Here is a 20,563-nt window from a genome sequence, read left to right as displayed (position 1 = left end):
CCCGATATTGCTAAACTACCGTAAAAGCAGCCCGGAAGGCATCAAGCGCGGCAGAAGGATCGCCTGATGCCCAGCCCTCTAAGCCGACAGGACCGTCATACCCCATCGCGGCTAGTGCGCGCGCGATGTTGGAATAGTTGATCTCGCCGGTGCCGGGTTCACAGCGGCCCGGCACGTCGGCAACCTGGATCTCGCCGATATACGGCAGCGCCTGGCGGCATAGCTCGATCAAATTCCCCTCGCCAATCTGCGCGTGATAGAGGTCGAGCATCAGGCGAAGTGAGGGGCGATCGATCGACGTGATCAGCTCCAGGCATTCGGCCGCCTTGCCGAACGGAACGCCGGGATGATCTACTGGCGCGTTCAGATTCTCCAGCACGAAGGTGACGTCCGCTTCCTCGCCCAGGTCGGCGAGGCGGCGCAGCGTGTCGCCCGCCTGCAGCCACATGGCGCCCGTCACTTCGGTCGCAGGTCGCAGCGGCAGGCCGTCGCCGCCCAGCCCGGTGCCGTGCAGGTTGAGCCGAGGCACGCCCAGCCGTTTCGCAACCGCCACCGATTCACGCGCCGTCGCCAGCAACTCATCGGCGCCGTCGCGGTCGGCGAGGCGGCCGCGAATATAACCGGTCATCGACGAGAAGGTGGCACCACTCGCCGCGAGCGCGTCGATGTCGTGGCGCGTCCAGTCCCAGATCTCCACCAGGAAGCCGGCGGCGTCGATCCTGCGCACGCGCTCCAGCGGCGGCAGATCGACGAACAGCATCTCGCTCGACGCCGCAAGCAGAAAGGGGACGCCCGCGAAGCGGCCTTTGTCGGCGCTCATTGATCGCCCCCGGTTCCAAGTGTGACCACGCTGCCGGTGCGGGCGGACTGTTCTGCTGCCTGCGCCAACAGCAGCGCGCCGACGCCGTCGTGCTGGTCCGCTAGCGGTGCCGCCTTGCCCTCCACCACGTCGGCGAAATGGGCCATCTCGATCCGATAGGCGTCGGCGTAGCGATCGAGGAAGAAGTTCTCGAACGGCGCCTTCTTCGCGCCTGGCTCGGTCCAGCTTTGTACAGTGGTCTCGAGCACATTGTCGGCGCGGATCAGGCCCTTGGACCCGAAGGCTTCGATGCGCTGGTCATAGCCATAGCCGCTGCGCCGGCTGTTGGAGATGACGCACAGCTTGCCAGTGGCAGTGCGCAGGATGATCTTGGCGCTGTCAAAGTCGCCAGCCGCGCCGATTTCCGGGTCGACCAGCACCGAAGCCGATGCGAAGACGCTCTCGATTTCCTCGTCCAGCAGCCAGCGCGCCATGTCGAAATCGTGAATCGACATGTCCTTGAAGATACCGCCCGAGGTTTTGATGTAGGCCGGCGGTGGCGGCGCGGGATCGTGGCTGATGATATGGAGCGTCTCCAGCGCGCCGACAGCGCCCTGCGACAGCTGCGCGCGCAGGCTGGCGAAGTTCGGGTCGAAGCGGCGATTGAAGCCGAGCAATATCTTAGGCCCGGCAGCCTCCAATTCCTTCAACGCCCCTAGCGCGCGATCGACGTCCTGATCGAGCGGCTTTTCGCAGAAAACGTGCTTTCCGGCCCGAACCGCAGCGAGCGTGTAATCGAGGTGCGTGTCGGTCGAACTCGCGATCACGACGCCGGCGACCTCGGGGTCGGCCCAGGCCTGCTCCACGTCGGTTGTCTGCGCGCCATGCTCCTGCGCCAGTCCGGTGGCATCGCCATATGGGTCGACGACATATTTCAGCGACAGCCGCGCATTGGCCGCAGCGTTCGCCGCGTGGATGCGGCCGATACGGCCGGCGCCGATGACCGCAATACCAATCATGTCCGATCCTCATTAAAATAGAATAGATATTCCGCACCGTAGCTATGGAGCAGCTCGTTGTGAAGAGGTTCCCTCTGAAAATAGGTCGCCATACCCACTCCAATGATGGAATTAATTTTCCATCACATTCATTGACAGAAATTGTGGTTCTCGTATTTTGGAGTGGAGAGGAAAAATGGATGACCGAAATGATCGGACTCACCGTGGCGGAGCGGCAGCCGAGGCTGCTGCGCTCGAAGACACGGCGTTTGGCCATCCTCCTGTTCCTCGCCTATTCCTCGCTCATCACCATTTTCCAGGGCGTGCAGAACATTCTGCTGCCCCCCGTCGTGCAGCGGCTGGCGCCCGATGCGAAGGTGTCGACGATGGCCCTGCTTATTACACTCGCCTCGGTCACCACGGTCATCTCGCTCTTTGCAGGGGGTGCCGTGTCGGATCGCACCCGGTCTCGGTGGGGACGGCGGACGCCGTCGCTGATGCTCTCGTGGCTCGCGGGCGTGATCCTGATGCCGGTCATGGGCATCGCCGGTTCGGTCACGCTTCTCGCGGTGGTGATGCCGCTGCTGTGGTTCGCGCTGAACTATTACCAGTCGGTGCTGCTGGCCGCGCTGCCCGATCGCATCCCCGAAAACGAGCTCGGCTTCGCCTCGGCGGCGATCGGCCTCGGCGCGCCGGTCGGGATATTCTGCGGAGTCAACCTGGCGGCGTTCGCGTCGAATACGCTCGTCGGTTATGTCCTTCTGGCGACCCCCTTCACGATCCTGACCTGGACACTGGTGTTGCTGGAGCCGGAGGGATCGTCGGTCGACCTGTCGGTCCCGTCCCGGCAACCCATGTCATTGATCACCTTCCTGGCGCAATTCTCCAGCGTGCGGGAACGCAATTTCGCCCTGGCACTGGCGTCGCGCTTTCTGATGTTTCTGTGCTATTTCTCCGTCAGTGGGTACATGTTTTACATTGTCCAGGATTATGTTGGAGCAGCAAAGGTCCCCTTTGGCAACGTTGCCGCGGGCGTCAGCATTCTGATGAGCGTGATGACGGTCACTTGGCTCGTGATCACGCTCGGATCTGGATATTTCGCCGACCGGATTGGCCGCACCGCGCTGGTCGTCGCACTCGCGTCTTTCGGCGCCGCGATCGTCACCATGCTGCCAGCGGCAAGCGCGAGCTGGCCGGTCATGCTCGCTTTCGCTCTCGGCATCGGGCTGACCTTCGGCGCCTATTTCGTACTGGACCTGAAGCTTGCCACCCTCGTCCTGTCGGCTCCAGAGGCCGCCGGACGCGACCTGGGTATCCTTCTGGCAGCCGGGTCCGCCCCCGGGGTCATCTCCCCTGCGATCGCGGCGGCGATCATCGAAGCGGGCGGCTACTCCGCGTTGTTTGTTTTCGGCGCGGCAGTCGCTGCGCTGGCGGGCGTTTGCGCGATCCTGATTCGCGTCGCGCGTTGAGCGCAAAAACGCGGTTCAGACATTGGGGTCTTGCATGGCTCATTCTACTATAGTAGATCGTAGAAGAAATATTCTGGAGTCGATGCTGGCATGCAATTAGGGACGGAACTGTCGGATCTCGACGCGTCGTCGGTCGGCAGCACAGCTGGCTGGGCGCCGATCGATGCGATGATCCGCGACGTGGTCGATCGCGGGCTGCTCAGTGGCGCAGTGGCGATGGCCTGGCATCGCGGCACATTGGCGCATATGTCCGCGATCGGATGGCAGGACGTCGCCACTGCTGCGTCGATGCGCCCGGACACGATCTTTCGGCTGTTCTCGATGACCAAGCCGGTCATGGCGGTCGCGATGATGATCCTGCGCGAAGAAGGACGCTGGAGGCCGCAGGACCGGCTGGCGGACCATTTGCCCGAACTGGCAGACCTTCAGGTGTTCCGCGGGGTGGATGACGATGGCACGCCGATCGTTTCGCCGCCAGTGGTTCCGGTGCTGATCGATCATGTCATGACGCATCGCGCCGGCTTCACTTATGGCTTCAGCGACGAGCCGGTCGATCAGGCCTTCCGCGCGGCGGATGTGCCCGTCATTCCCCATGACTTGCCGCTTGCCGACTATCTCGCGCGACTGGCCCGCGCGCCGCTCGCCTTCGATCCGGGCACGGGATGGCGCTACGGCGTCGCGATGGACGTGCAAGGGGCGCTGGTCGAGCGGCTGAGCGGCATGACGCTGCGCGACTTCATGATCGAGCGGATCTTCGCGCCGCTCGGCATGGTCGACACCGATTTCGTCGTGCCGGCGTCGAAGCGCGACCGTTTCGCCAGCCTGTACGTGCTGCCAGGCGACGCCTTGGTGGAGGCGCATGCCGAAGGGCCAATGCCCTACGATAACATGGCCCATGTCCCGGCGCGTGAACTTGTTCTGGCTTACGACCGGATTCCCGCCTTTGCATCGGGTGGCGGCGGGCTGGTGTCGACGGCGGGCGACTATCTGCGCTTTGCACGGATGCTGCTCAACCGGGGCGAACTGGAAGGCGCGCGCATCCTGAGCGCCGGGGCTGTCGCGGAAATGACACGCAGCCACACGCCACCTGACCTCCTGAGCGGCGCATTCGGCACGGCGCCGCACAGCCTGCGTCCGGGCTACGAATATGCCTATAACGGCGTGGTCGTCACCGATCCGGCGGCGGCGGACGTCCGCCTGGGACGCGACACCTATTTCTGGGACGGAGCGGCGGGATGCTGGTTCTGGGTCGATCCCACCAACGATGTGGCGTTCGTCTGCATGGTCCAGTTGCTGGCGGATGCCGAGCGCCTGTCGCTGCAGTTCCGCAGCCGGGGACTGGTGGCCGATATCCTTTCGGCCGGGACGGATCGGGCGCAACAAGGGGGAGACGTCGGATGAGCGAAACGGTAGCTGCGGCCAGACCACTGGACCTCATCGCCCTGGGCCGGTCCGGCGTCGACCTTTATGGCGAGCAGATTGGCGGTCGGCTGGAGGACATGGGGTCCTTCGCCAAATATATCGGCGGCAGTCCCACGAATACGGCGATCGGCTCCGCGCGGCTGGGGCTGAGGACCGGGCTTATCACGCGCGTCGGGGCCGATCATATGGGACGCTTCATCCGCGAGGAACTCGAACGCGAGGGGGTAGACGTGGCGGGGGTGATCAGCGATCCCGATCGCCTGACCGCGCTCGTCATCCTGGGCATCCGTGATCCCGACAGCTTTCCCCTGATCTTCTACCGCGAAAACTGCGCCGACATGGCGCTGTGCGAAGCGGATATCGACCCGGAATTCGTCGCGTCGGCCGGCGCGCTTCTCATCAATGGCACGCATCTGTCGCGGCCTAACGTGCGTGCCGCGAGCCTCAAGGCGGCACGGGCGATCAAGGCGGCGGGCGGGCAGGTGATCTTCGATATCGATTATCGGCCGGTGCTGTGGGGTCTGGCGCAAAAGGACAATGGCGAGGACCGCTTCGTCGCGAGTGCGATCGTGACCAACAAACTGCAAAGCGTGCTGCCGCTTTGCGACCTGATCGTCGGCACCGAGGAGGAAATTCATATCCTGGGCGGCACGACCGACACGCTTGCGGCGCTGCGCACGATTCGGGCGACCACCGACGCGCTGCTGGTCTGCAAGCGCGGCGCAGACGGCTGCGTGGCGTTTCCGGGCGCGATACCGGACGGCCTCGATGGCGGTATCGTCGGGCGCGGCTTCCCGATCGAGGTGTTCAACGTCCTGGGCGCGGGCGACGCCTTCATGGCCGGGTTCCTGCGCGGCTGGCTGCGCGGCGAACCGATCGAAACCTGCTGCACTTATGCCAATGCGTGCGGCGCGATCGTCGTCTCTCGCCACGGCTGCGCGCCGGCCGAGCCGAGCTGGAAGGAATTGCAGACGTTCCTCGGGCGCGACGACTGGCCGCACCGCCTGCGCGACAGCGCGGTACTGGAACAAACGCATTGGTCGACCAACCGTCACCCTGATTATCCCGACCTGACTGTGCTCGCGATCGATCATCGTAGCCAGTTCGACGATCTCGTAGCGACGCTGGGCACCGGCAATTTCGACCGGGTGCCCCGTTTCAAGGAATTGGCACTGCGCGCTCTGGAGCGGGTGGCGCGCGACAATCATGGCTATGGCCTGCTGGCCGACGGGCGCTATGGCGCGCGTGCGCTGGAGGCGGCGGCGGAGATGCCCTATTGGGTCGGCCGTCCGATCGAGCAACCCGGATCGCGTCCGCTGGTGTTCGAAGGCGGGCTTGAGGCCGCGACGATCCTCGCCGACTGGCCGCTCGACCATGTCGTCAAGTGCCTGGTTTTCTACCACCCCGACGATGATCGCGCGCTGCGCGAGGCCCAGGATCGACAGATACTGCGGTTGTTCGAGGCATGTCGCCAGACCCGGCACGAATTGCTGCTGGAGGTGATCGCGTCCAAACATGGCCCAGTCACGACCGATACGGTGGCAGGGCTGGTGGAGCATTTCTATGCGCTTGGCGTCTATCCGGACTGGTGGAAGCTGGAGCCCGCCGTCGAACCGGCGGCATGGGCCGCGGTCGAAGCGGTGATCAGCAAGCATGATCCTCACTGCCGTGGTATCGTGCTGCTGGGCCTGGCCGCCACGCAGGATGCGCTGCTGACCAGTTTCGCCGCTGCGGCCACCAGTCCGCTGGTCAAGGGCTTCGCGGTAGGTCGCACGATCTGGGCCGAGCCGGCAGCGAACTGGCTCAAGGGCACGATCGACGACGAGGACGCAGTGGAAGCGATGGCGGCGAACTTCTCCGTCCTCGTCGATGGCTGGCGCGCGGTCCGCGAAAGGCAGGCGGCATGAGCGCGGCGATGATCCGACTGACCACCGCGCAGGCGTTGGTGCGCTGGATGGCGGCGCAACACGTCGCCACCAGTGAGGGCGAGGTGCCGTTCTTCGCCGGCGTTTGGGCAATCTTCGGTCATGGCAACGTGGCCGGTATGGGCGAAGCGCTGGCCGGCGCAGGCGACACACTGCCAACCTACCGCGCGCACAACGAACAGGGGATGGCGCACGCCGCCATCGCCTTTGCCAAGGCGCACCGGCGCGAGCGTGCCATGGCCTGCACCACCTCGATCGGGCCGGGCGCCACCAACATGGTGACCGCAGCCGCTCTGGCGCACGTCAACCGCCTGCCCGTGCTGTTCCTGCCCGGCGACGTCTACGCGAGCCGCCGCCCCGATCCGGTCCTGCAGCAAATCGAGGATTTCGGTGACGGCACGGTCAGCGCCAACGACTGCTTCCGCCCGGTCAGCCGCTATTTCGATCGGATCACCCGGCCCGAACAGCTGCTGGACGCCGCGCCCCGCGCGATGGCGGTGTTGACCGATCCGGCACAGTGCGGCCCGGCGACGGTAGCCTTGTGCCAGGATGTGCAGGCGGAAGCGCACGACTGGCCGGAAAGCTTTTTCGCGCGGCGGCTATGGCGCAGACGGCGTCCCCGGCCCGACGAGGCTGAACTGAACGCACTGATCGACGCGCTCCGTACGGCGGAGCGTCCGCTGATCGTCGCCGGCGGCGGCGTACTCTATTCGCGTGGTGAAGCGGCGCTGGCGGCCTTCGCGCGGGCGACCGGTGTGCCGGTGGTCGAGACGCAGGCCGGCAAAGGCTCGCTGCCATGGGATCAGCCCGAGGCGCTCGGATCCGTCGGCGTCACCGGAACCAGCGCCGCCAATCGCGCGGCCACGGCCGCCGACCTGGTGATCGGCGTTGGTACGCGGTTGCAGGACTTCACCACCGGATCGCGCACCCTGTTCGGCGGCAGGCTGTTCCAGGTCAACGTCGCCCCGCACGACGCGGCGAAGCACCATGCGAACACCGTCGTCGGTGATGCCCGCACGGTGATCGAGGCCCTGGCGGCGCACCTTGGCGAATGGCAGGTGCCTGCGCCATGGCGCGATGCCAATGCCGCCGCGTTGACGGAATGGAACGCCGCGGCCGAAGCGGCGATGGCGCCGTCGGCCGCACTGCCGTCCGATGCGCAGGTGATCGGCGCGGTCTGGCGACGGGCGGGCGCCGACACCGTCGTGGTCTGCGCCGCAGGGGGCCTGCCCGGCGAGCTGCACAAGCTGTGGCGCACGCACCGACCGGGCGGTTATCATGTCGAATACGGTTATTCCTGCATGGGCTATGAGGTCGCAGGCGGACTGGGCGTGAAGATGGCCGATCCGTCGCGCGACGTTGTCGTGATGGTCGGCGACGGCAGCTATCTGATGCTCAATTCGGAACTGGCGACCTCGGTCATGCTGGGGCTGAAGATCACCGTCGTGCTCCTCGACAACCGCGGATACGGCTGCATCAACCGGTTACAGCAGGCGACCGGCGGGCAGCCCTTCAACAACCTGCTTGCCGATACGCGGCACGAAACACTGCCCGTGATCGACTTCGCCGCCCATGCCCGCAGCCTTGGCGCGGCAGCGGAGAAGGTGGCAAGCCTTGCCGAACTCGATGCCGCGCTTGCGCGCGCCGCGGCGTCGCCGATCAGCACCGTCGTCGTGATCGATACCGATCCCGCGCCAACGACGGAGGCCGGTGGCCATTGGTGGGATGTCGCCATTGCCGAGGTCTCGACACACACGGACGTGCTGGCGGCGAGAGCGCGCTACGACGATACCAGAAAGGGACAAGTGAAATGACGATCCGCTGGGGCGCCAGCCCGATCGCCTGGGCCAATGACGACCTGCCCGAACTGGGCGGCGACACGACGCTCGACGCGCTGCTGACCGATGTGAAGGAGATCGGCTTTGACGGTGTCGAGCTCGGCAACAAATTTCCCCGCGATCCTGCCACGCTGAAGCCGATCATGGCGGGTTATGGGCTCGACATCGTCGGCGGCTGGTATTCCTCGAACCTGCTGGTCCGCGATGCCGACGCAGAGATCGAGGCGATGACCGATCATCTGGCGCTCCTCGAAGCCATGGGATCGAACGTGTTCATCCTCGCCGAAACCTCCAACGCGGTGCACGGCGACCGCAGCAGTCGGCTCGACATGCATCCGCAGCTTGCCGACGATGCGTGGGCGCGTTTCGGCCAGCGGCTGGATGCGGTCGCGGCCCATGTCAACCGACGTGGCCTGCGCTTCGCCTACCATCATCATTGTGGCACCGTCGTCGAGACCGACGCCGAACTCCGCCGCTTCTTCGAGGTGACCGGCGACCATGTCGGGCTGGTGCTCGACACCGGCCACGCCTATTGCGGCGGCATCGAACCGGTCACGGTCGTGCAGGAGCGGTTGGAACGGGTTAACCACATCCACTGCAAGGACGTGCGCGCCGCCCAGCACAAGGCCTTCCTCACCAGCGGCGCCAGCTTTCTCGACGGCGTGATCGGTGGCATGTTCACGACGCCGGGGGATGGCGATTATGATTTCGCGCCCCTGATGCAGGCCCTTGCCGGGGTCGATTATACCGGCTGGATCGTCATCGAGGCGGAGCAGGATCCTGCGATCGCGAATCCGCGCACGTACCAGCAGCTCGGACTGGACACGCTCAAGCGTCTCGCCCGCGATGCCGAGCTGATCATATGAGCCTGCGCGTCCGTAGCCGAACGCCCGACGCAAGCGGCGTCATGCTGGACATCACGCCGGAGAGCGCGGGCTGGCGCTATGTCGGCTTCCGCGTCGTCCGGCTGGCTTCGGGCCAGGCTTATGAGGGAACCGAACAAGGCCGGGAGGCTTGCCTCGTGATCCTTTCGGGCAGGATCAACGTCACCGTCGGCCAGGAATGCTTCGCTGGACTTGGCGGGCGGGCAAACGTTTTCGATGGTCCGGCCACCTCGATCTATGTTCCAGCCGGGATGCCGTATCGGGTCGAGGCGGATGGGGTTGCCGAAATCGCCATCTGCACGGCGCCCGCCAATGGCGAGGGCCGGCCGCGCCTGCTCCCGCCAGGGGATGTCGGCCTCGAAACGCGTGGGCAAGGCACCAACACCCGCTATGTCCGCAACATCCTGGACGACAAGGCGGAAGCCGAGAGCCTTCTGGTCGTGGAGGTCATAACGCCCGGCGGTCACTGGTCGAGCTATCCGCCGCACAAGCATGACCGCGACGCCTATCCGGAGGAGACCTTCCTCGAGGAGACCTATTACCACCGCCTGTCGCCGCCACAGGGCTTCGCCTTCCAGCGGGTCTATACCGACGATCGTTCGATCGACGAGACCATCGCGGTTGAGGATGGCGATGTCGTCATGGTCCCGCGCGGATACCATCCGGTCGGCGCCGCGCATGGTTACGACCTCTATTATCTGAACGTCATGGCAGGCCCCCGTCGCAACTGGGTCTTCGCCAACGATCCCGCGCACGAATGGATCGTGCGCGCGCGCGCCTCTATCGACAGCACAGGAAACTGACATGCCCCTAGACCCCGTCCTGCAACAACTGATCGATCAGATGCCGATTCCGAAGTCGGACGAGCTGGACATCGCCGCATATCGCGCCTCGAGCGAGCCGCTTCGCGCGCTGATGATCGGGCCCGACGGACTGATCCCGGTCGCGTCGATCGAGGATCGGACGCTCGCAGGACCGCGTGGCGACATCGCCATGAAAATCTATCGCCCCAGCGGCGATGTGAGAGGCACGCTTCATCACTTCTACGGCGGGGGCTGGTCGACGGGCAGCATCGACCTCATCGATCCAATCGTGCGCCGGATGGTACGTGACCTGTCGATGGTCGTAGTGACGAGCAGCTACCGGCTCGCGCCGGAGAATCCTTTCCCGGCCGGGCTCGACGACAGCCTCGTCGCGGCGCGCTGGACGCTCGATCATGTCGGGGAACTGGGCGGCGGCGGCCGGCCGGTGGTGGTGAGCGGCGAGAGCGCCGGTGCCAATCTTGCCGCCGTGGTGGCGCTCGTGCTGCGCGACGAGCGGCCGGGCAGAAGCTTCGACGCCCAGTTGCTCGTCAATCCCGCGGTCGACCTGCGCGACAGCGCGTTCGAACGCGCCTCGGTCCGCGCCGATGCCGATCCCATGTTGCGCAGCCATTCGCTGCGGCAACTATATCCGCTCTACAGCGCCGGGCACGACCGCGCCGATCCGCGCCTTTCGCCGCTGGCTGCCGACGACTTGTCCGGCCTGCCGCCGGCGGTGATCGCCGTCCTGACCGCCGACCCGCTGCGCGACGAAGCGGTGGAATATGCCGAACGGCTGCGCGCGTCCGGAGTGCCGGTCGAGCTGATGGAATTCGGCGACCTGGGACATGGGTTCACGGGCCTCACCGTCCTGGTGCCGGCGGCCGATCGCGCGTTCCGGCGCACGCTGGCCGGGTTGCAAGACATGCTCGCGCGCACGAACGCGGTAACCGCGCGTGCTTGACCCGCTTCAAGGAGAATGACGTTGACCAGATCGACCATCCGCGAGGTGGAACATTTCGTCGCCGGATCAGCGCTGCGACCCTCGTCCGGTCGTACCGCCGACATATTCGATCCCAACACCGGGCAGGTTCAGGCGCGTGTCGGGTTGGGCGGGGCCGCCGATCTGGAAGCGGCTGTCGCTGCGGCGCAGGCCGCGCAGCCGGAATGGGCTGCGGTCAACCCACAGCGGCGCGCGAGGGTGATGTTCGCCTTCAAGCAGTTGGTGGAAGCCGAAATGGAGTCGCTGGCGCGGCTGCTTTCCTCCGAACATGGCAAGGTGGTCAGCGACGCCAAGGGCGACATCCAGCGCGGCCTCGACGTGGTGGAATTCGCCTGTGGCATCCCCCACCTGCTGAAGGGGGACTATACCGAGGGCGCCGGACCGGGGATCGACGTTTATTCGATGCGCCAGCCGATCGGGATTGGCGCGGGCATCACCCCGTTCAACTTCCCGGCGATGATTCCGTTGTGGATGAGCGCGGTGGCGATCGCCTGCGGCAACGCCTTCATCCTCAAGCCCTCCGAACGCGACCCGTCGGTGCCGGTGCGTCTCGCCGAACTGTTCAAGGCTGCGGGCCTGCCCGATGGCATCTTTCAGGTCGTGCAAGGTGACAAGGAGATGGTGGACGCGATCCTCGATCATCCCGCGATCGGCGCCGTCAGCTTTGTCGGCTCGTCCGACATCGCCCAATATGTCTATTCGCGCGGCGTCGCGGCCGGCAAGCGCGTGCAGGCGATGGGCGGGGCGAAGAACCACGGCATCGTCATGCCCGACGCCGATCTCGACCAGACCGTCGCCGATCTGTGCGGCGCGGCGTTCGGTTCGGCCGGCGAGCGCTGCATGGCGCTGCCCGTGGTGGTGCCGGTCGGTGCCGATACTGCGGAGCGGCTGAAGGCGAAGCTGATCCCTGCGATCGAGGCGCTGCGGGTCGGGGTCTCCACCGACGCTGACGCCCATTATGGTCCGGTCATCACCGCCGAGCACAAGGCGCGGATCGAACGCTGGATCCAGATCGGGGTGGATGAGGGCGCGGAGCTGGTGGTCGACGGCCGCGGCTTCACCCTGCAGGGGCATGAGGACGGTTTCTTCATCGGTCCCAGCCTGTTCGACCACGTTACGCCCGACATGTCCGCCTACCGCGAGGAGATATTCGGTCCGGTGCTGCAAATCGTCCGCGCTTCGAGCTTCGAAGAGGCAATCACGCTACCCTCCAGGCATCAATACGGCAACGGCGTAGCAATCTTCACGCGTAATGGCGATACCGCGCGCGAATTTGCACAGCGCGTCAACGTCGGCATGGTCGGCGTCAACGTGCCCATTCCCGTGCCAGTAGCATATCACAGCTTCGGCGGCTGGAAGCGTTCGGCATTTGGCGATCACAACCAGCACGGGATGGAAGGCGTGCGCTTTTGGACCAAGGTCAAGACAATTACCCAGCGCTGGCCTGCTGGCGGGGCAGTCACGGATTCGAGCTTTGTCATACCGACGATGTAGTGACCACTCGTTCCGCGCCACGGCAACTCGCCTACGCCCCCTTGCCGAAGCCAAATGACGAGGGCTAACGGAGTTTGGAAACAAATGGTGGGGCGCCATGAGCATTGAGGAATTCAGTCACGTCGGCGGTGCTTTTGAACCGCCACTGCTTGAGCATACGATCGGCGAAGCGCTGGAACATGCGGCTCAGCGCTGGCCGGAGGCCGAGGCGCTCGTGTCGCGCCACCAGAATGTCCGCCTCTCCTGGGCCGGGCTCAAGGTCGCGGCCGATGCGTTCGCGGCAGGACTGCTGTCGCTCGGACTTCGTCCCGGTGACCGGGTCGGGGTATGTGCGCCCAACTGTGCCGAGTGGGCCATCGCCCAATTCGCCACCGCCCGCGTCGGCATGGTGCAGGTCAACATCAATCCGGCCTACCGCACCTCCGAGCTCGAATATACGCTGCGGAAAGTCGGTGCGAAGGCGCTCATTTGCGCGGCATCCTTCAAGACGAGCGACTATATCGCCATGGTGGAGGCGTTGGTCCCGGAGGTCGCAGGCCAGACGGGCGCGCTGATGTCCGACCGCCTGCCGGACCTTGCCCATCTCATCAAGATCGGCGGCCAGCATCACCCCGGTTGGCTCGACTTCGACGCGGTGGCGGCGCTTGCGACGAACGCGTCCGAGCAGGAACTCGCCGCCATCGCTGCAAGCCTTCAGCCGAACGACCCGATCAATATCCAGTTCACCAGCGGGACCACCGGATCGCCCAAGGGCGCGACGCTGTCGCACAGGAACGTGCTCAACAACGCCTATTTCTGCGGCCTTGCCATGGGCTTGCAGCAGGGCGACCGGCTGTGCATTCCGGTGCCGCTCTATCACTGCTTTGGCATGGTGATGAGCAACCTGGCCTGCCTCGTTCACGGCGCGACGATGGTCTATCCGTCGCCCGGCTTCGAGCCGCTCGCCGTCCTCGAGGCGGTCGAAGCCGAACGTTGTACCGCGCTGCACGGTGTGCCCACCATGTTCATCGCCGCGCTCGAGCATCCTGAATTCGCTCGTTTCGACCTGTCAAGCCTGCGCACCGGCCTCATGGCCGGATCGCCGTGCCCGGTCGAGGTGATGCGCAAGGTCATGACCCGCATGCATATGCGGGATGTCGGCATAGCCTACGGCATGACGGAGACCAGTCCGGTCAGCTTCCAGACGGCGCTCGATGATTCGATCGAGCGGCGTGTCGGCACGATCGGGCGGGTTCAGCCCCACCTTGAGGTGAAAATCATCGATCCGGAGACGGGCGAAACCCTGCCGCGCGGCGAGCAGGGCGAGCTGTGCACGCGCGGCTATTCGGTGATGCTTGGCTATTGGGAGGATCCCGAAATGACTACCGCCGCTGTCCGCGACGGCTGGATGCACACCGGCGACCTCGCCGTCATCGACGAGGCGGGGTACGCCCGCATTGTCGGGCGCATCAAGGACATGATCATTCGCGGTGGCGAGAACATCTATCCGCGCGAGATCGAGGAATTCATCTACAGCCACCCTGCGGTCGAGGATGTGCAGGTGATCGGCGTGCCCGACGCGAAGTTCGGCGAAGAGGTGCTCGCCTGCATCAAGCTGCGCGCCGGTGCGTCGCAAGATGCCGACGAGATCATTGCTTTCTGCCGCGGGAAGATCGCCCATTACAAGGTTCCGCGCTACGTCCGCTTCGTCGAGGCCTTCCCGATGACCGTCTCCGGCAAGGTTCAGAAATATCTGCTGCGCGAAGCGATGATCGCCGATCTCGGGGAGGGCTGAAAACGTCATGCTCAAGCTTTATCATTGCCGGGAGACACGTTCGCTGCGCCCGCTTTGGGCACTGGAGGAGATGGAAATCCCCTACGAGCCGGTCCTGCTTCCCTTCCCGCCCAGAGCCCTTGCGAGGGAATATCTGGACATTAATCCGATCGGCACCATTCCCTTTCTGGAGGATGGGGAGGTCCGGATGACGGAGTCGACGGCTATCTGCCTGTACCTGACTGCGCGCTACGGTCCGACGCCGCTTGCGCTATCTCCAGACGAAAAAGACTATCCGCTGTTCCTGAACTGGTTGTTCTACAGCGATGCGACGCTGACTTTCCCGCAAACCATCGTCTTGCGATACCGGCAACTCGAAGCGCCCGAGAACCGAGCCGAACAGCCAGCGGCGGATTACGAAAAATGGTTCAATGGCCGACTCCGGGCCGTCGAGTCGGCACTGGCGGATCGGGAGTGGCTGTGTGCCGGGCGGTTCACGATCGCGGACATCGCGATTGCCTACGCGTTGTATCTGGCAGACCGCGTTGTTGGTCTTGGTGCGAATTTCGGACCGCACGTCCGCGCTTATCTCGAAAGGGCGTGCGCGCGGCCAGGTTTCCAGCGCGCCAGCATCGTGGACGTGCAGGCGCCCGCCTGGCGCTAGGGCGCGCTTGGGCGGAGAGCATGAAGGCATCGCAGTTCTATCGCGAAGGTTCCGACGATCTCCTTTTCTGCGGCATGGAAACCAGTCCGCGCAAAGGGGATCAACCCAACGCTGATCCTCATTTCCGGATAAAAACGTCAAGTCCGCGTCATCTTTTCTAGTTTTGCGAGGAAGAAGCGTTCGCTCCATAATTCCAGCGATTTCGCCTCCGCCGGACGCAGGAATCGCCTGACATCATCAGCGGCGGCCTTCCAGTCGACAGCGGCTATGCTGTTGCCCAGCGTGTGCTGCAGCCATGCCATGTCGATCGTGAGGTCTTCCTGCCCCGCCCATGGGCCAGCCTGGATCAGGGCGGCCTCGAGATGCATCAGATTGGGAGACACCCCGTTCGAGACATACCAGGAAAAGTCATACCAATCCCTGCCCTTCAGATATCCTCGGCAAAGAAGCGCATGGATTTTTAGCGCGAGGTTTGAAGGCAGATCCTGATGCCGCACCTCGTAATCGGAAGGAAAATCGAGAAACGTGCTGGCTTCGCCGGATCGCGGCGGCGGATTGGTGTCGATCTCCAGCTTGATCTTGATCGTCCTGCGACGTCCTGTGCCGGCGAAGGTCAGATCGAGCTGACTCGCGATGGACTCATCCTTGAGCACCGCTTCCCGAACCGCCTTTTCCATCCTCTCTTTGGGCTGGGCATCGAGCTTCAAGCCGAACTGCGCGAAAACCTCGACCAGAATTTTGAGATAGGATGTCCAGTCGAACTCGGGGTTCGGTGATCGGAGCATGAAATCGAGATCTTCGGAAAATCTTGGCAGGTGGTGCAGAATACGCAGGCTGGTGCCCCCCTGGAAAAGAGCGACATCGAAAAATTCAGCACGCCAAAGCGCGTACAGAGCTATCTCCTGGATGATCTCTTTGGTCGCATTCTCTTCCTCGACCGCGTTGGTCGCTCCATATCGGCGGAGCTTGTCCTGAATAATCTCAATCATCCGAGGGACGTCCTTTGGCCGCGGCTTTGATCGTCAGAATGGCGTCTTCAAGTGAATGGAGGAACTCGTTGGCGGCCTTGTGCCTGTAAACTGGCCGGAGCGCTGAAAAATCCTTGCGTCTGAGCGATCGCAGCCGGTCCTCGTCGATCCGCATGCCCTCGGTGAGCCAGTCCAAGCCGGACCAATGCTCCTTCCGCAAAGCGACAAGATCGATCAGTGCCCGTAAGGGTTGTGCGACAAATGCCGTGAGCTTGCCGAACTTTTCACGATCGACGCTTGTCAGGAATTGGTATTCCTGGAGTGCAAGCGGGTGAAAGCTGAATTGCCCGAAGGATGGCGTATCATGGCTGATCGTCTTGCGCCCCGGTGAAACGCTTGCCGTGGTGAATACGGCCTCTGGAATCCAGCCATGATAGCCCAGGGCTGTTTCAAAGGAGATATAGCTGCCCGGCAGGAGCGCCTGCGCCACGGCAAAGGGATGGATGGCATCGTTGCTGGTGCGCCGACCGAGCATATAGGTAGCCCGTTTTAGACGGATCAACGAACCGTCCTTCAGCGCCCTATGAACCAGAGCATAGCGGCGGGCATCGCTGCCGCCCAGAAGGTCACCAAGCTGGCCTTCGCTGAAGATCCGCTCAGCAAGGCTTGACTGTGTGACCTGATCAGCAAGCGCGCTCATAAAATTCCAAATACTTTCAAACAATGAAAGTTTCAAGAATTTCTCGAAACGGCGTGAGTGATATCTTCCTGTCCAACACAGCCTCGCCGAATCACCTGCCGACGCACATGATTTTGGAGGCTTGGGGACTCACATCATTCCGACAAAAAGTCCCAAGGTATCGAGCATGGTATCGCCCTGTGATGACTCTCAAAAAATGGTGATTTTCTGCGCCGGAACAGGCCGTTTTCGAGTCCTCTTCTGGCACCATTTGTGCTCTAAGGTTATGAAAGCCTTGGATTTCTGCGAAAATATGGCCCTGATCGCTGAAAAAGCGGCACAAGAAAGGGCACATTTCGCGCTATGGGGCAGCTCTTGGCTCACGTCCTGAAAGACAAGAAAACCGGGCGGCTGTCCTATCGTCGGCCCTATCCGCCTGAGCTGTTGCCGTTCCTGAATATTCCGCCCGACAGGTCCACGCCTCCGAAGGAGCTAAAGCGAAGCCTCAAGGCCGCTTCTCTTGCCGAAGGGGACGCCCTGGACATTTGGCGGGACGCAAATGCCGAATGGGAAGCAAATGTTGCGGCGGCCCGGAAGCGCAAGGACGCGGCTTTCGATCCGCTGACTACCGAGCATATCGGCTAACTTGCGGGCCTATTCGTCCACGAATGGCGAGAGGCCGAGCCATGTGCGCGGCGCTCCGATGCACCCCCAGACCCAAGGCAAGATCGAACGCTGGCACCAGACCCTGAAAAACCGCATCCTGCTGGAGAACTATTTCCTGCCCGGCGACCTTGAGGCCCAGATCGAGGCCTTCGTCGAGCACTACAACAACCAGCGTTACCACGAGAGCCTGAACAACGTCACACCCGCCGATGCCTACTTCGGCAGAGCCCCCGCCATCATCAAACAGCGCGAAAGGATCAAGCGACAGACCATCCAATATCGGCGCTTGCAACACCGCAAGCTCGCCGCCTAACATCAACCCTGAGACGAGGCCCGCACTCCGCTAATTTACGCCGCGACTTGTGCCAAATGTTCTGACGAGGGACATACGGATGAGCTACAAAATCCTCGTGGAACCAAGACTTTTGCTCTCTAAATTCGGCGGGGAAGCGGTCGATCACAGACGTCAAAATAGGGAACAACTTCGCGCACACCCTAAGCGGCCACTTATGCCTGCTCGCCTGATGAACAGGCGGCAGCCGACGAGCACCTCGACGCCGACCGGGAATGTCCGACATGCGAGGCGATTGGTCATTCGCCAAGGTCCAAATAGTATCTTGTGTGCTTCAGTTCCCCTTGCTTGCGAAGAGCTTTCAACTCAACCAGTTCCGCGAGATCGCGAGTGGCCGTCGCCGGGGCTGCGTCGGTGATCGTTCGATAGTTTGCCGCGCTCAACCCACCCCTGAAGCCATCCGGTCCTTCGGCGAACATGCGAAGCAGGGCCTTCTCTTGCCGTGCGTTGATCTGACCGCGGAGGCGGTCGAGCAGCTTGGCCTTGGCCAGGAGGAAATGAACCCGATCCAGCGTGCGCTGTTGAGCCGCAAGCGTGATGTCGGAGAACCATTCGAGCCAATCGTCGATATTGTTCGACAAACTCGCACGCTGAAGCTGAGTATAATAGTCCTTGCGATGGCGCTGGACGGTCTCTGCAAGCGCCGTGATCGCGGGTGCATCAAGCCCCTGGGCCAAGGCTTTTTCCGCAATCGCGCGGCCGAGGCGCCCGTTGCCATCTTCGAAGGGGTGAATGGACTCGAACCATAGATGAGCAATCCCGGCTCGCGTCAGTGCGCTCACCGGTGAAGGGCCAGCCGGCCTGGTATCGTTGAACCAGGCGATGAATGCGTCCATCTCGCCTGGCACCGCTTGCGATGGCGGAGCCTCGAAATGCACCTTGGGCGCGTGCAGGGCTCCCGAGACGATCTGCATAGGATCGGCATGGGTTCGATATCGGCCTATGTCGGCGAGGTCCCGCCTGCCGTTCAGGAGCAAGGCATGCCAATGGAACAGCATGGCATCGCTGATCGGCTCGCGATAGCTGCGGAAGAGGTTCGCCATGAGTTCTGCAGCGCCCGCCTCGGCAGCGTTAGCGCGGCGGTGGTCGGTCTTAATCCCTAGATGCTTCGCCACGGACGACTGTACGCTCGCGCGATCGAGAATCTCCCCCTCGATTGCAGAGCTATCGACGGCTTCCTGCGCCATGAGTTCGATGGAGAGGGTCTGGCGATCTTCGGCATCGAGATGGGCCATGACGCCCACCAGAATGCCCGCATCCTTCAGAAATTGATCCTCACGGCTTCTCAAACGCGTCGCATCATAGGCGAAGTTCGGCCAATCAGATTGCTGCCAGTTCCAACGCATGATCGATAACGCCCCTTTCTATCGATCAAATATCAGCATTATTTGATTTATAAAAGATGTTCTTATCGCCCAGAACGAGCACCCGATCGTATGGGTCGGTCAAGGAGGCGACGAATCGGCGATGTAAGCTGACGATCTGCAGCCTTTAGGACTCGAACCATTCCAATAAAAAGTCCCAGGGTATCGGTGAGGGTATCGCCTCATGGTGCCTCTCAAGAAATGGCGGTTTTCTGCGCCAGAATGGGTCGCTTTCGAGTCCTCTTCTGCTTGACATCGGTGAATGTTCATCGGCGTCTTTCATTACCGTGCAAACGCGGCTGAGGCAGGCGTGAGCGAAGATCAATATGATGAAATCCTGGCGGTTGATCGTCCTCTCGAGGACACGGATCGAGAATTAGTCGTATTCGCACCGCCATCCTGCGACGCTACTGAAAGGACGCTCGGCGGATCGACCAAAACAAGCCTTTTAAGCAGACGGATTGCCGAATCTTCATTTCGCGTCATTCAAGAACCATCCTTTTGGATGGCCCAGCCATGATCCATGCGTGGTGAATCAAACGGTGTGCCGAACTGCCGCAACTGTTTGCACGCTAGATTATGGACCGCTGCTCTATGCGCGTGCAAAACACTCGTGAAAATATGATAGGAGGAGCCTATGGCTAGCGATATAGCTCTTCGGGGCGGCGCAACGCCAACCTCGTGGTCCACAAGACATGACGTCCCCGCCTTGGAGAAGGTAGCTGATCATGTCGGTCCCGTCACGCGTTGGCTCCGGCAACGAACCGTGTTCGTTTATGGTCTACTATGCCTGATTGGCGCTGCTCCTACCCTCCTGTCGCTTTTTGGAATAGTGCGCAGCAGCTACGCTCTTCAGGCGCTGGGCTGGAGCCTCTGGCTTCCGGGGGGCGGTCTGCTGGCGATCGGGGGATGGGGCATATTGGGCTTCGCCATCAGCTTGTTCCTTTTCCGGATCTTTCTGCTGGTTTGGGGGCTGACCGGCCTGCTCGCGTTGCCGCTCGCGGCCTGGTTTGTCTCGGCAGCGATTGCCGGTGCGGTAGCCGATGAGCCCCTCAGCCCTTACGGCCGGCTTGCGGTGGTCGCCCTTGTGGTCGCCTTTTGCATCAAGGAATATCGGCAATGGCGGGCTGACACGAGGCTGGCGGCCGCGGCGAAGGAGCGGCGGCAAGCCTATATGCCGACAGCGGTCGTGCGGCAGGAGCGGCGGCAGGCGGAGGCTGGGCGCGCACTCTCGAAGAGCCTGCCCGAACTGGACTTGCAAGCCTTGCGCGGGGCGCGTCACGTCTTTGATCTGGCGCTGCAGCCGGTCGGCACGTTCGAGGGCTTCACCCGCATCGACAATATCCAGGGCGCGTCACTGCGCTATCAGTTGAATTTCATCAGCTACGGCCTGGCGCTGATGCAATATCTGTCAACGGCGGTCGGATTCCAGGCCATGATGGCGGAGTAAAAGCAGGCCATTGAAGATGAGCGCGGATGATATGC

At 63.0% G+C, this 20,563-nt stretch carries 17 protein-coding genes and 1 pseudogene; 13 read left to right on the top strand and 5 right to left on the bottom strand.

The genetic code is table 11. The features are described 5' to 3' along the window. Nucleotides 1-10: 10 nt before the first annotated feature. Entirely contained in the window at nt 11-820 is an 810-nt protein-coding gene (locus AAC640_RS13270; protein ID WP_340267012.1) for a TIM barrel protein, read from the bottom strand. After that, nucleotides 817-1,818: an inositol 2-dehydrogenase gene (gene iolG, locus AAC640_RS13265; protein WP_340267010.1), complete on the bottom strand. Its 1,002-nt coding sequence runs from the start codon at nt 1,816-1,818 to the stop codon at nt 817-819. The genes AAC640_RS13270 and iolG overlap by 4 nt, the downstream gene beginning before the upstream one ends. A gap of 44 nt (nt 1,819-1,862) precedes the next feature. Between iolG and AAC640_RS13260 the strand changes: the two genes are divergently transcribed. The 10 genes from AAC640_RS13260 (at nt 1,863) to AAC640_RS13215 (ending at nt 15,049) form a co-directional block, all read left to right on the top strand. Beyond that, nucleotides 1,863-3,266: an MFS transporter gene (locus AAC640_RS13260; RefSeq protein WP_340267008.1), complete on the top strand. Its 1,404-nt coding sequence runs from the start codon at nt 1,863-1,865 to the stop codon at nt 3,264-3,266. Between the two features lie 90 nt (nt 3,267-3,356). Next, nucleotides 3,357-4,667: a serine hydrolase domain-containing protein gene (locus AAC640_RS13255; RefSeq protein ID WP_340267006.1), complete on the top strand. Its 1,311-nt coding sequence runs from the start codon at nt 3,357-3,359 to the stop codon at nt 4,665-4,667. Further along, entirely contained in the window at nt 4,664-6,595 is a 1,932-nt protein-coding gene (locus AAC640_RS13250) for a bifunctional 5-dehydro-2-deoxygluconokinase/5-dehydro-2-deoxyphosphogluconate aldolase (protein ID WP_340267004.1), read from the top strand. The genes AAC640_RS13255 and AAC640_RS13250 overlap by 4 nt, the downstream gene beginning before the upstream one ends. Beyond that, nucleotides 6,592-8,427 (top strand): 3D-(3,5/4)-trihydroxycyclohexane-1,2-dione acylhydrolase (decyclizing), encoded by a 1,836-nt coding sequence (gene iolD, locus AAC640_RS13245; protein WP_340267002.1) that lies wholly within the window; start codon nt 6,592-6,594, stop codon nt 8,425-8,427. Before AAC640_RS13250 ends, iolD begins: the two co-directional genes overlap by 4 nt. Next, nucleotides 8,424-9,317: a myo-inosose-2 dehydratase gene (gene iolE / locus AAC640_RS13240; RefSeq protein WP_340267000.1), complete on the top strand. Its 894-nt coding sequence runs from the start codon at nt 8,424-8,426 to the stop codon at nt 9,315-9,317. The genes iolD and iolE overlap by 4 nt, the downstream gene beginning before the upstream one ends. Continuing rightward, nucleotides 9,314-10,138 (top strand): 5-deoxy-glucuronate isomerase, encoded by an 825-nt coding sequence (iolB, locus tag AAC640_RS13235; RefSeq protein WP_340266998.1) that lies wholly within the window; start codon nt 9,314-9,316, stop codon nt 10,136-10,138. Before iolE ends, iolB begins: the two co-directional genes overlap by 4 nt. A gap of 1 nt (nt 10,139) precedes the next feature. After that, nucleotides 10,140-11,099, top strand: coding sequence for an alpha/beta hydrolase (locus AAC640_RS13230; RefSeq protein ID WP_340266996.1), 960 nt, complete (start codon nt 10,140-10,142; stop codon nt 11,097-11,099). A gap of 36 nt (nt 11,100-11,135) precedes the next feature. Continuing rightward, on the top strand, nt 11,136-12,632 hold the full coding sequence (locus AAC640_RS13225; protein WP_340267134.1) for a CoA-acylating methylmalonate-semialdehyde dehydrogenase: 1,497 nt from the start codon (nt 11,136-11,138) through the stop codon (nt 12,630-12,632). Between the two features lie 97 nt (nt 12,633-12,729). After that, nucleotides 12,730-14,406 carry an AMP-binding protein gene (locus AAC640_RS13220; RefSeq protein WP_340266994.1) on the top strand — a complete coding sequence of 559 codons (1,677 nt, stop codon included), beginning with the start codon at nt 12,730-12,732 and terminating at the stop codon, nt 14,404-14,406. 7 nt (nt 14,407-14,413) lie between these two features. Continuing rightward, nucleotides 14,414-15,049, top strand: a complete 636-nt coding sequence (locus AAC640_RS13215; RefSeq protein ID WP_340266992.1) for a glutathione S-transferase family protein — start codon at nt 14,414-14,416, stop codon at nt 15,047-15,049. A 137-nt stretch (nt 15,050-15,186) separates the two neighbouring features. Here the strand turns inward: AAC640_RS13215 and AAC640_RS13210 are convergent, their stop codons facing one another. Then, a complete protein-coding gene (locus AAC640_RS13210) occupies nt 15,187-16,038 on the bottom strand; it encodes a nucleotidyl transferase AbiEii/AbiGii toxin family protein (RefSeq protein ID WP_340266990.1) in 852 nt (283 codons plus the stop codon). Then, nucleotides 16,031-16,717: a type IV toxin-antitoxin system AbiEi family antitoxin domain-containing protein gene (locus AAC640_RS13205; protein ID WP_340266988.1), complete on the bottom strand. Its 687-nt coding sequence runs from the start codon at nt 16,715-16,717 to the stop codon at nt 16,031-16,033. Before AAC640_RS13205 ends, AAC640_RS13210 begins: the two co-directional genes overlap by 8 nt. A gap of 658 nt (nt 16,718-17,375) precedes the next feature. On the opposite strand from AAC640_RS13205, the pseudogene AAC640_RS13200 reads away from it, so the two are divergent. Continuing rightward, nucleotides 17,376-17,675, top strand: a pseudogene (locus AAC640_RS13200) (integrase core domain-containing protein); the annotation flags it as partial. 278 nt (nt 17,676-17,953) lie between these two features. Here AAC640_RS13200 and AAC640_RS13195 read toward each other — a convergent pair. Further along, nucleotides 17,954-19,060: a Fic family protein gene (locus tag AAC640_RS13195; RefSeq protein WP_340266986.1), complete on the bottom strand. Its 1,107-nt coding sequence runs from the start codon at nt 19,058-19,060 to the stop codon at nt 17,954-17,956. A gap of 280 nt (nt 19,061-19,340) precedes the next feature. Between AAC640_RS13195 and AAC640_RS13190 the strand changes: the two genes are divergently transcribed. Beyond that, entirely contained in the window at nt 19,341-19,598 is a 258-nt protein-coding gene (locus AAC640_RS13190; protein ID WP_340266984.1) for a hypothetical protein, read from the top strand. A gap of 312 nt (nt 19,599-19,910) precedes the next feature. Next, nucleotides 19,911-20,528, top strand: coding sequence for a hypothetical protein (locus AAC640_RS13185; protein WP_340266982.1), 618 nt, complete (start codon nt 19,911-19,913; stop codon nt 20,526-20,528). Nucleotides 20,529-20,563 lie beyond the last annotated feature (35 nt).

Source organism: Sphingobium mellinum (assembly GCF_037860795.1).
In the GTDB taxonomy this organism is placed as follows: Bacteria; Pseudomonadota; Alphaproteobacteria; order Sphingomonadales; family Sphingomonadaceae; genus Sphingobium; species Sphingobium mellinum.
The sequence above is the reverse complement of the archived record's forward strand: the minus strand, read 5'-3'. Positions and strand labels throughout refer to the sequence as shown.

What these genes read in the sequence shown, in the direction of transcription:
- iolE (WP_340267000.1), top strand. Translation starts at nt 8,424, where the DNA reads ATGACGATCCGCTGGGGCGCCAGCCCGATCGCCTGGGCCAATGACGAC.
- AAC640_RS13230 (WP_340266996.1), top strand. Translation starts at nt 10,140, where the DNA reads ATGCCCCTAGACCCCGTCCTGCAACAACTGATCGATCAGATGCCGATT.
- AAC640_RS13205 (WP_340266988.1), bottom strand. Translation starts at nt 16,717, where the DNA reads ATGAGCGCGCTTGCTGATCAGGTCACACAGTCAAGCCTTGCTGAGCGG.
- AAC640_RS13255 (WP_340267006.1), top strand. Translation starts at nt 3,357, where the DNA reads ATGCAATTAGGGACGGAACTGTCGGATCTCGACGCGTCGTCGGTCGGC.
- AAC640_RS13195 (WP_340266986.1), bottom strand. Translation starts at nt 19,060, where the DNA reads ATGCGTTGGAACTGGCAGCAATCTGATTGGCCGAACTTCGCCTATGAT.
- AAC640_RS13270 (WP_340267012.1), bottom strand. Translation starts at nt 820, where the DNA reads ATGAGCGCCGACAAAGGCCGCTTCGCGGGCGTCCCCTTTCTGCTTGCG.
- iolB (WP_340266998.1), top strand. Translation starts at nt 9,314, where the DNA reads ATGAGCCTGCGCGTCCGTAGCCGAACGCCCGACGCAAGCGGCGTCATG.
- AAC640_RS13250 (WP_340267004.1), top strand. Translation starts at nt 4,664, where the DNA reads ATGAGCGAAACGGTAGCTGCGGCCAGACCACTGGACCTCATCGCCCTG.
- iolD (WP_340267002.1), top strand. Translation starts at nt 6,592, where the DNA reads ATGAGCGCGGCGATGATCCGACTGACCACCGCGCAGGCGTTGGTGCGC.
- AAC640_RS13215 (WP_340266992.1), top strand. Translation starts at nt 14,414, where the DNA reads ATGCTCAAGCTTTATCATTGCCGGGAGACACGTTCGCTGCGCCCGCTT.
- AAC640_RS13220 (WP_340266994.1), top strand. Translation starts at nt 12,730, where the DNA reads ATGAGCATTGAGGAATTCAGTCACGTCGGCGGTGCTTTTGAACCGCCA.
- AAC640_RS13210 (WP_340266990.1), bottom strand. Translation starts at nt 16,038, where the DNA reads ATGATTGAGATTATTCAGGACAAGCTCCGCCGATATGGAGCGACCAAC.
- AAC640_RS13190 (WP_340266984.1), top strand. Translation starts at nt 19,341, where the DNA reads ATGTTCATCGGCGTCTTTCATTACCGTGCAAACGCGGCTGAGGCAGGC.
- iolG (WP_340267010.1), bottom strand. Translation starts at nt 1,818, where the DNA reads ATGATTGGTATTGCGGTCATCGGCGCCGGCCGTATCGGCCGCATCCAC.
- AAC640_RS13260 (WP_340267008.1), top strand. Translation starts at nt 1,863, where the DNA reads ATGGAGCAGCTCGTTGTGAAGAGGTTCCCTCTGAAAATAGGTCGCCAT.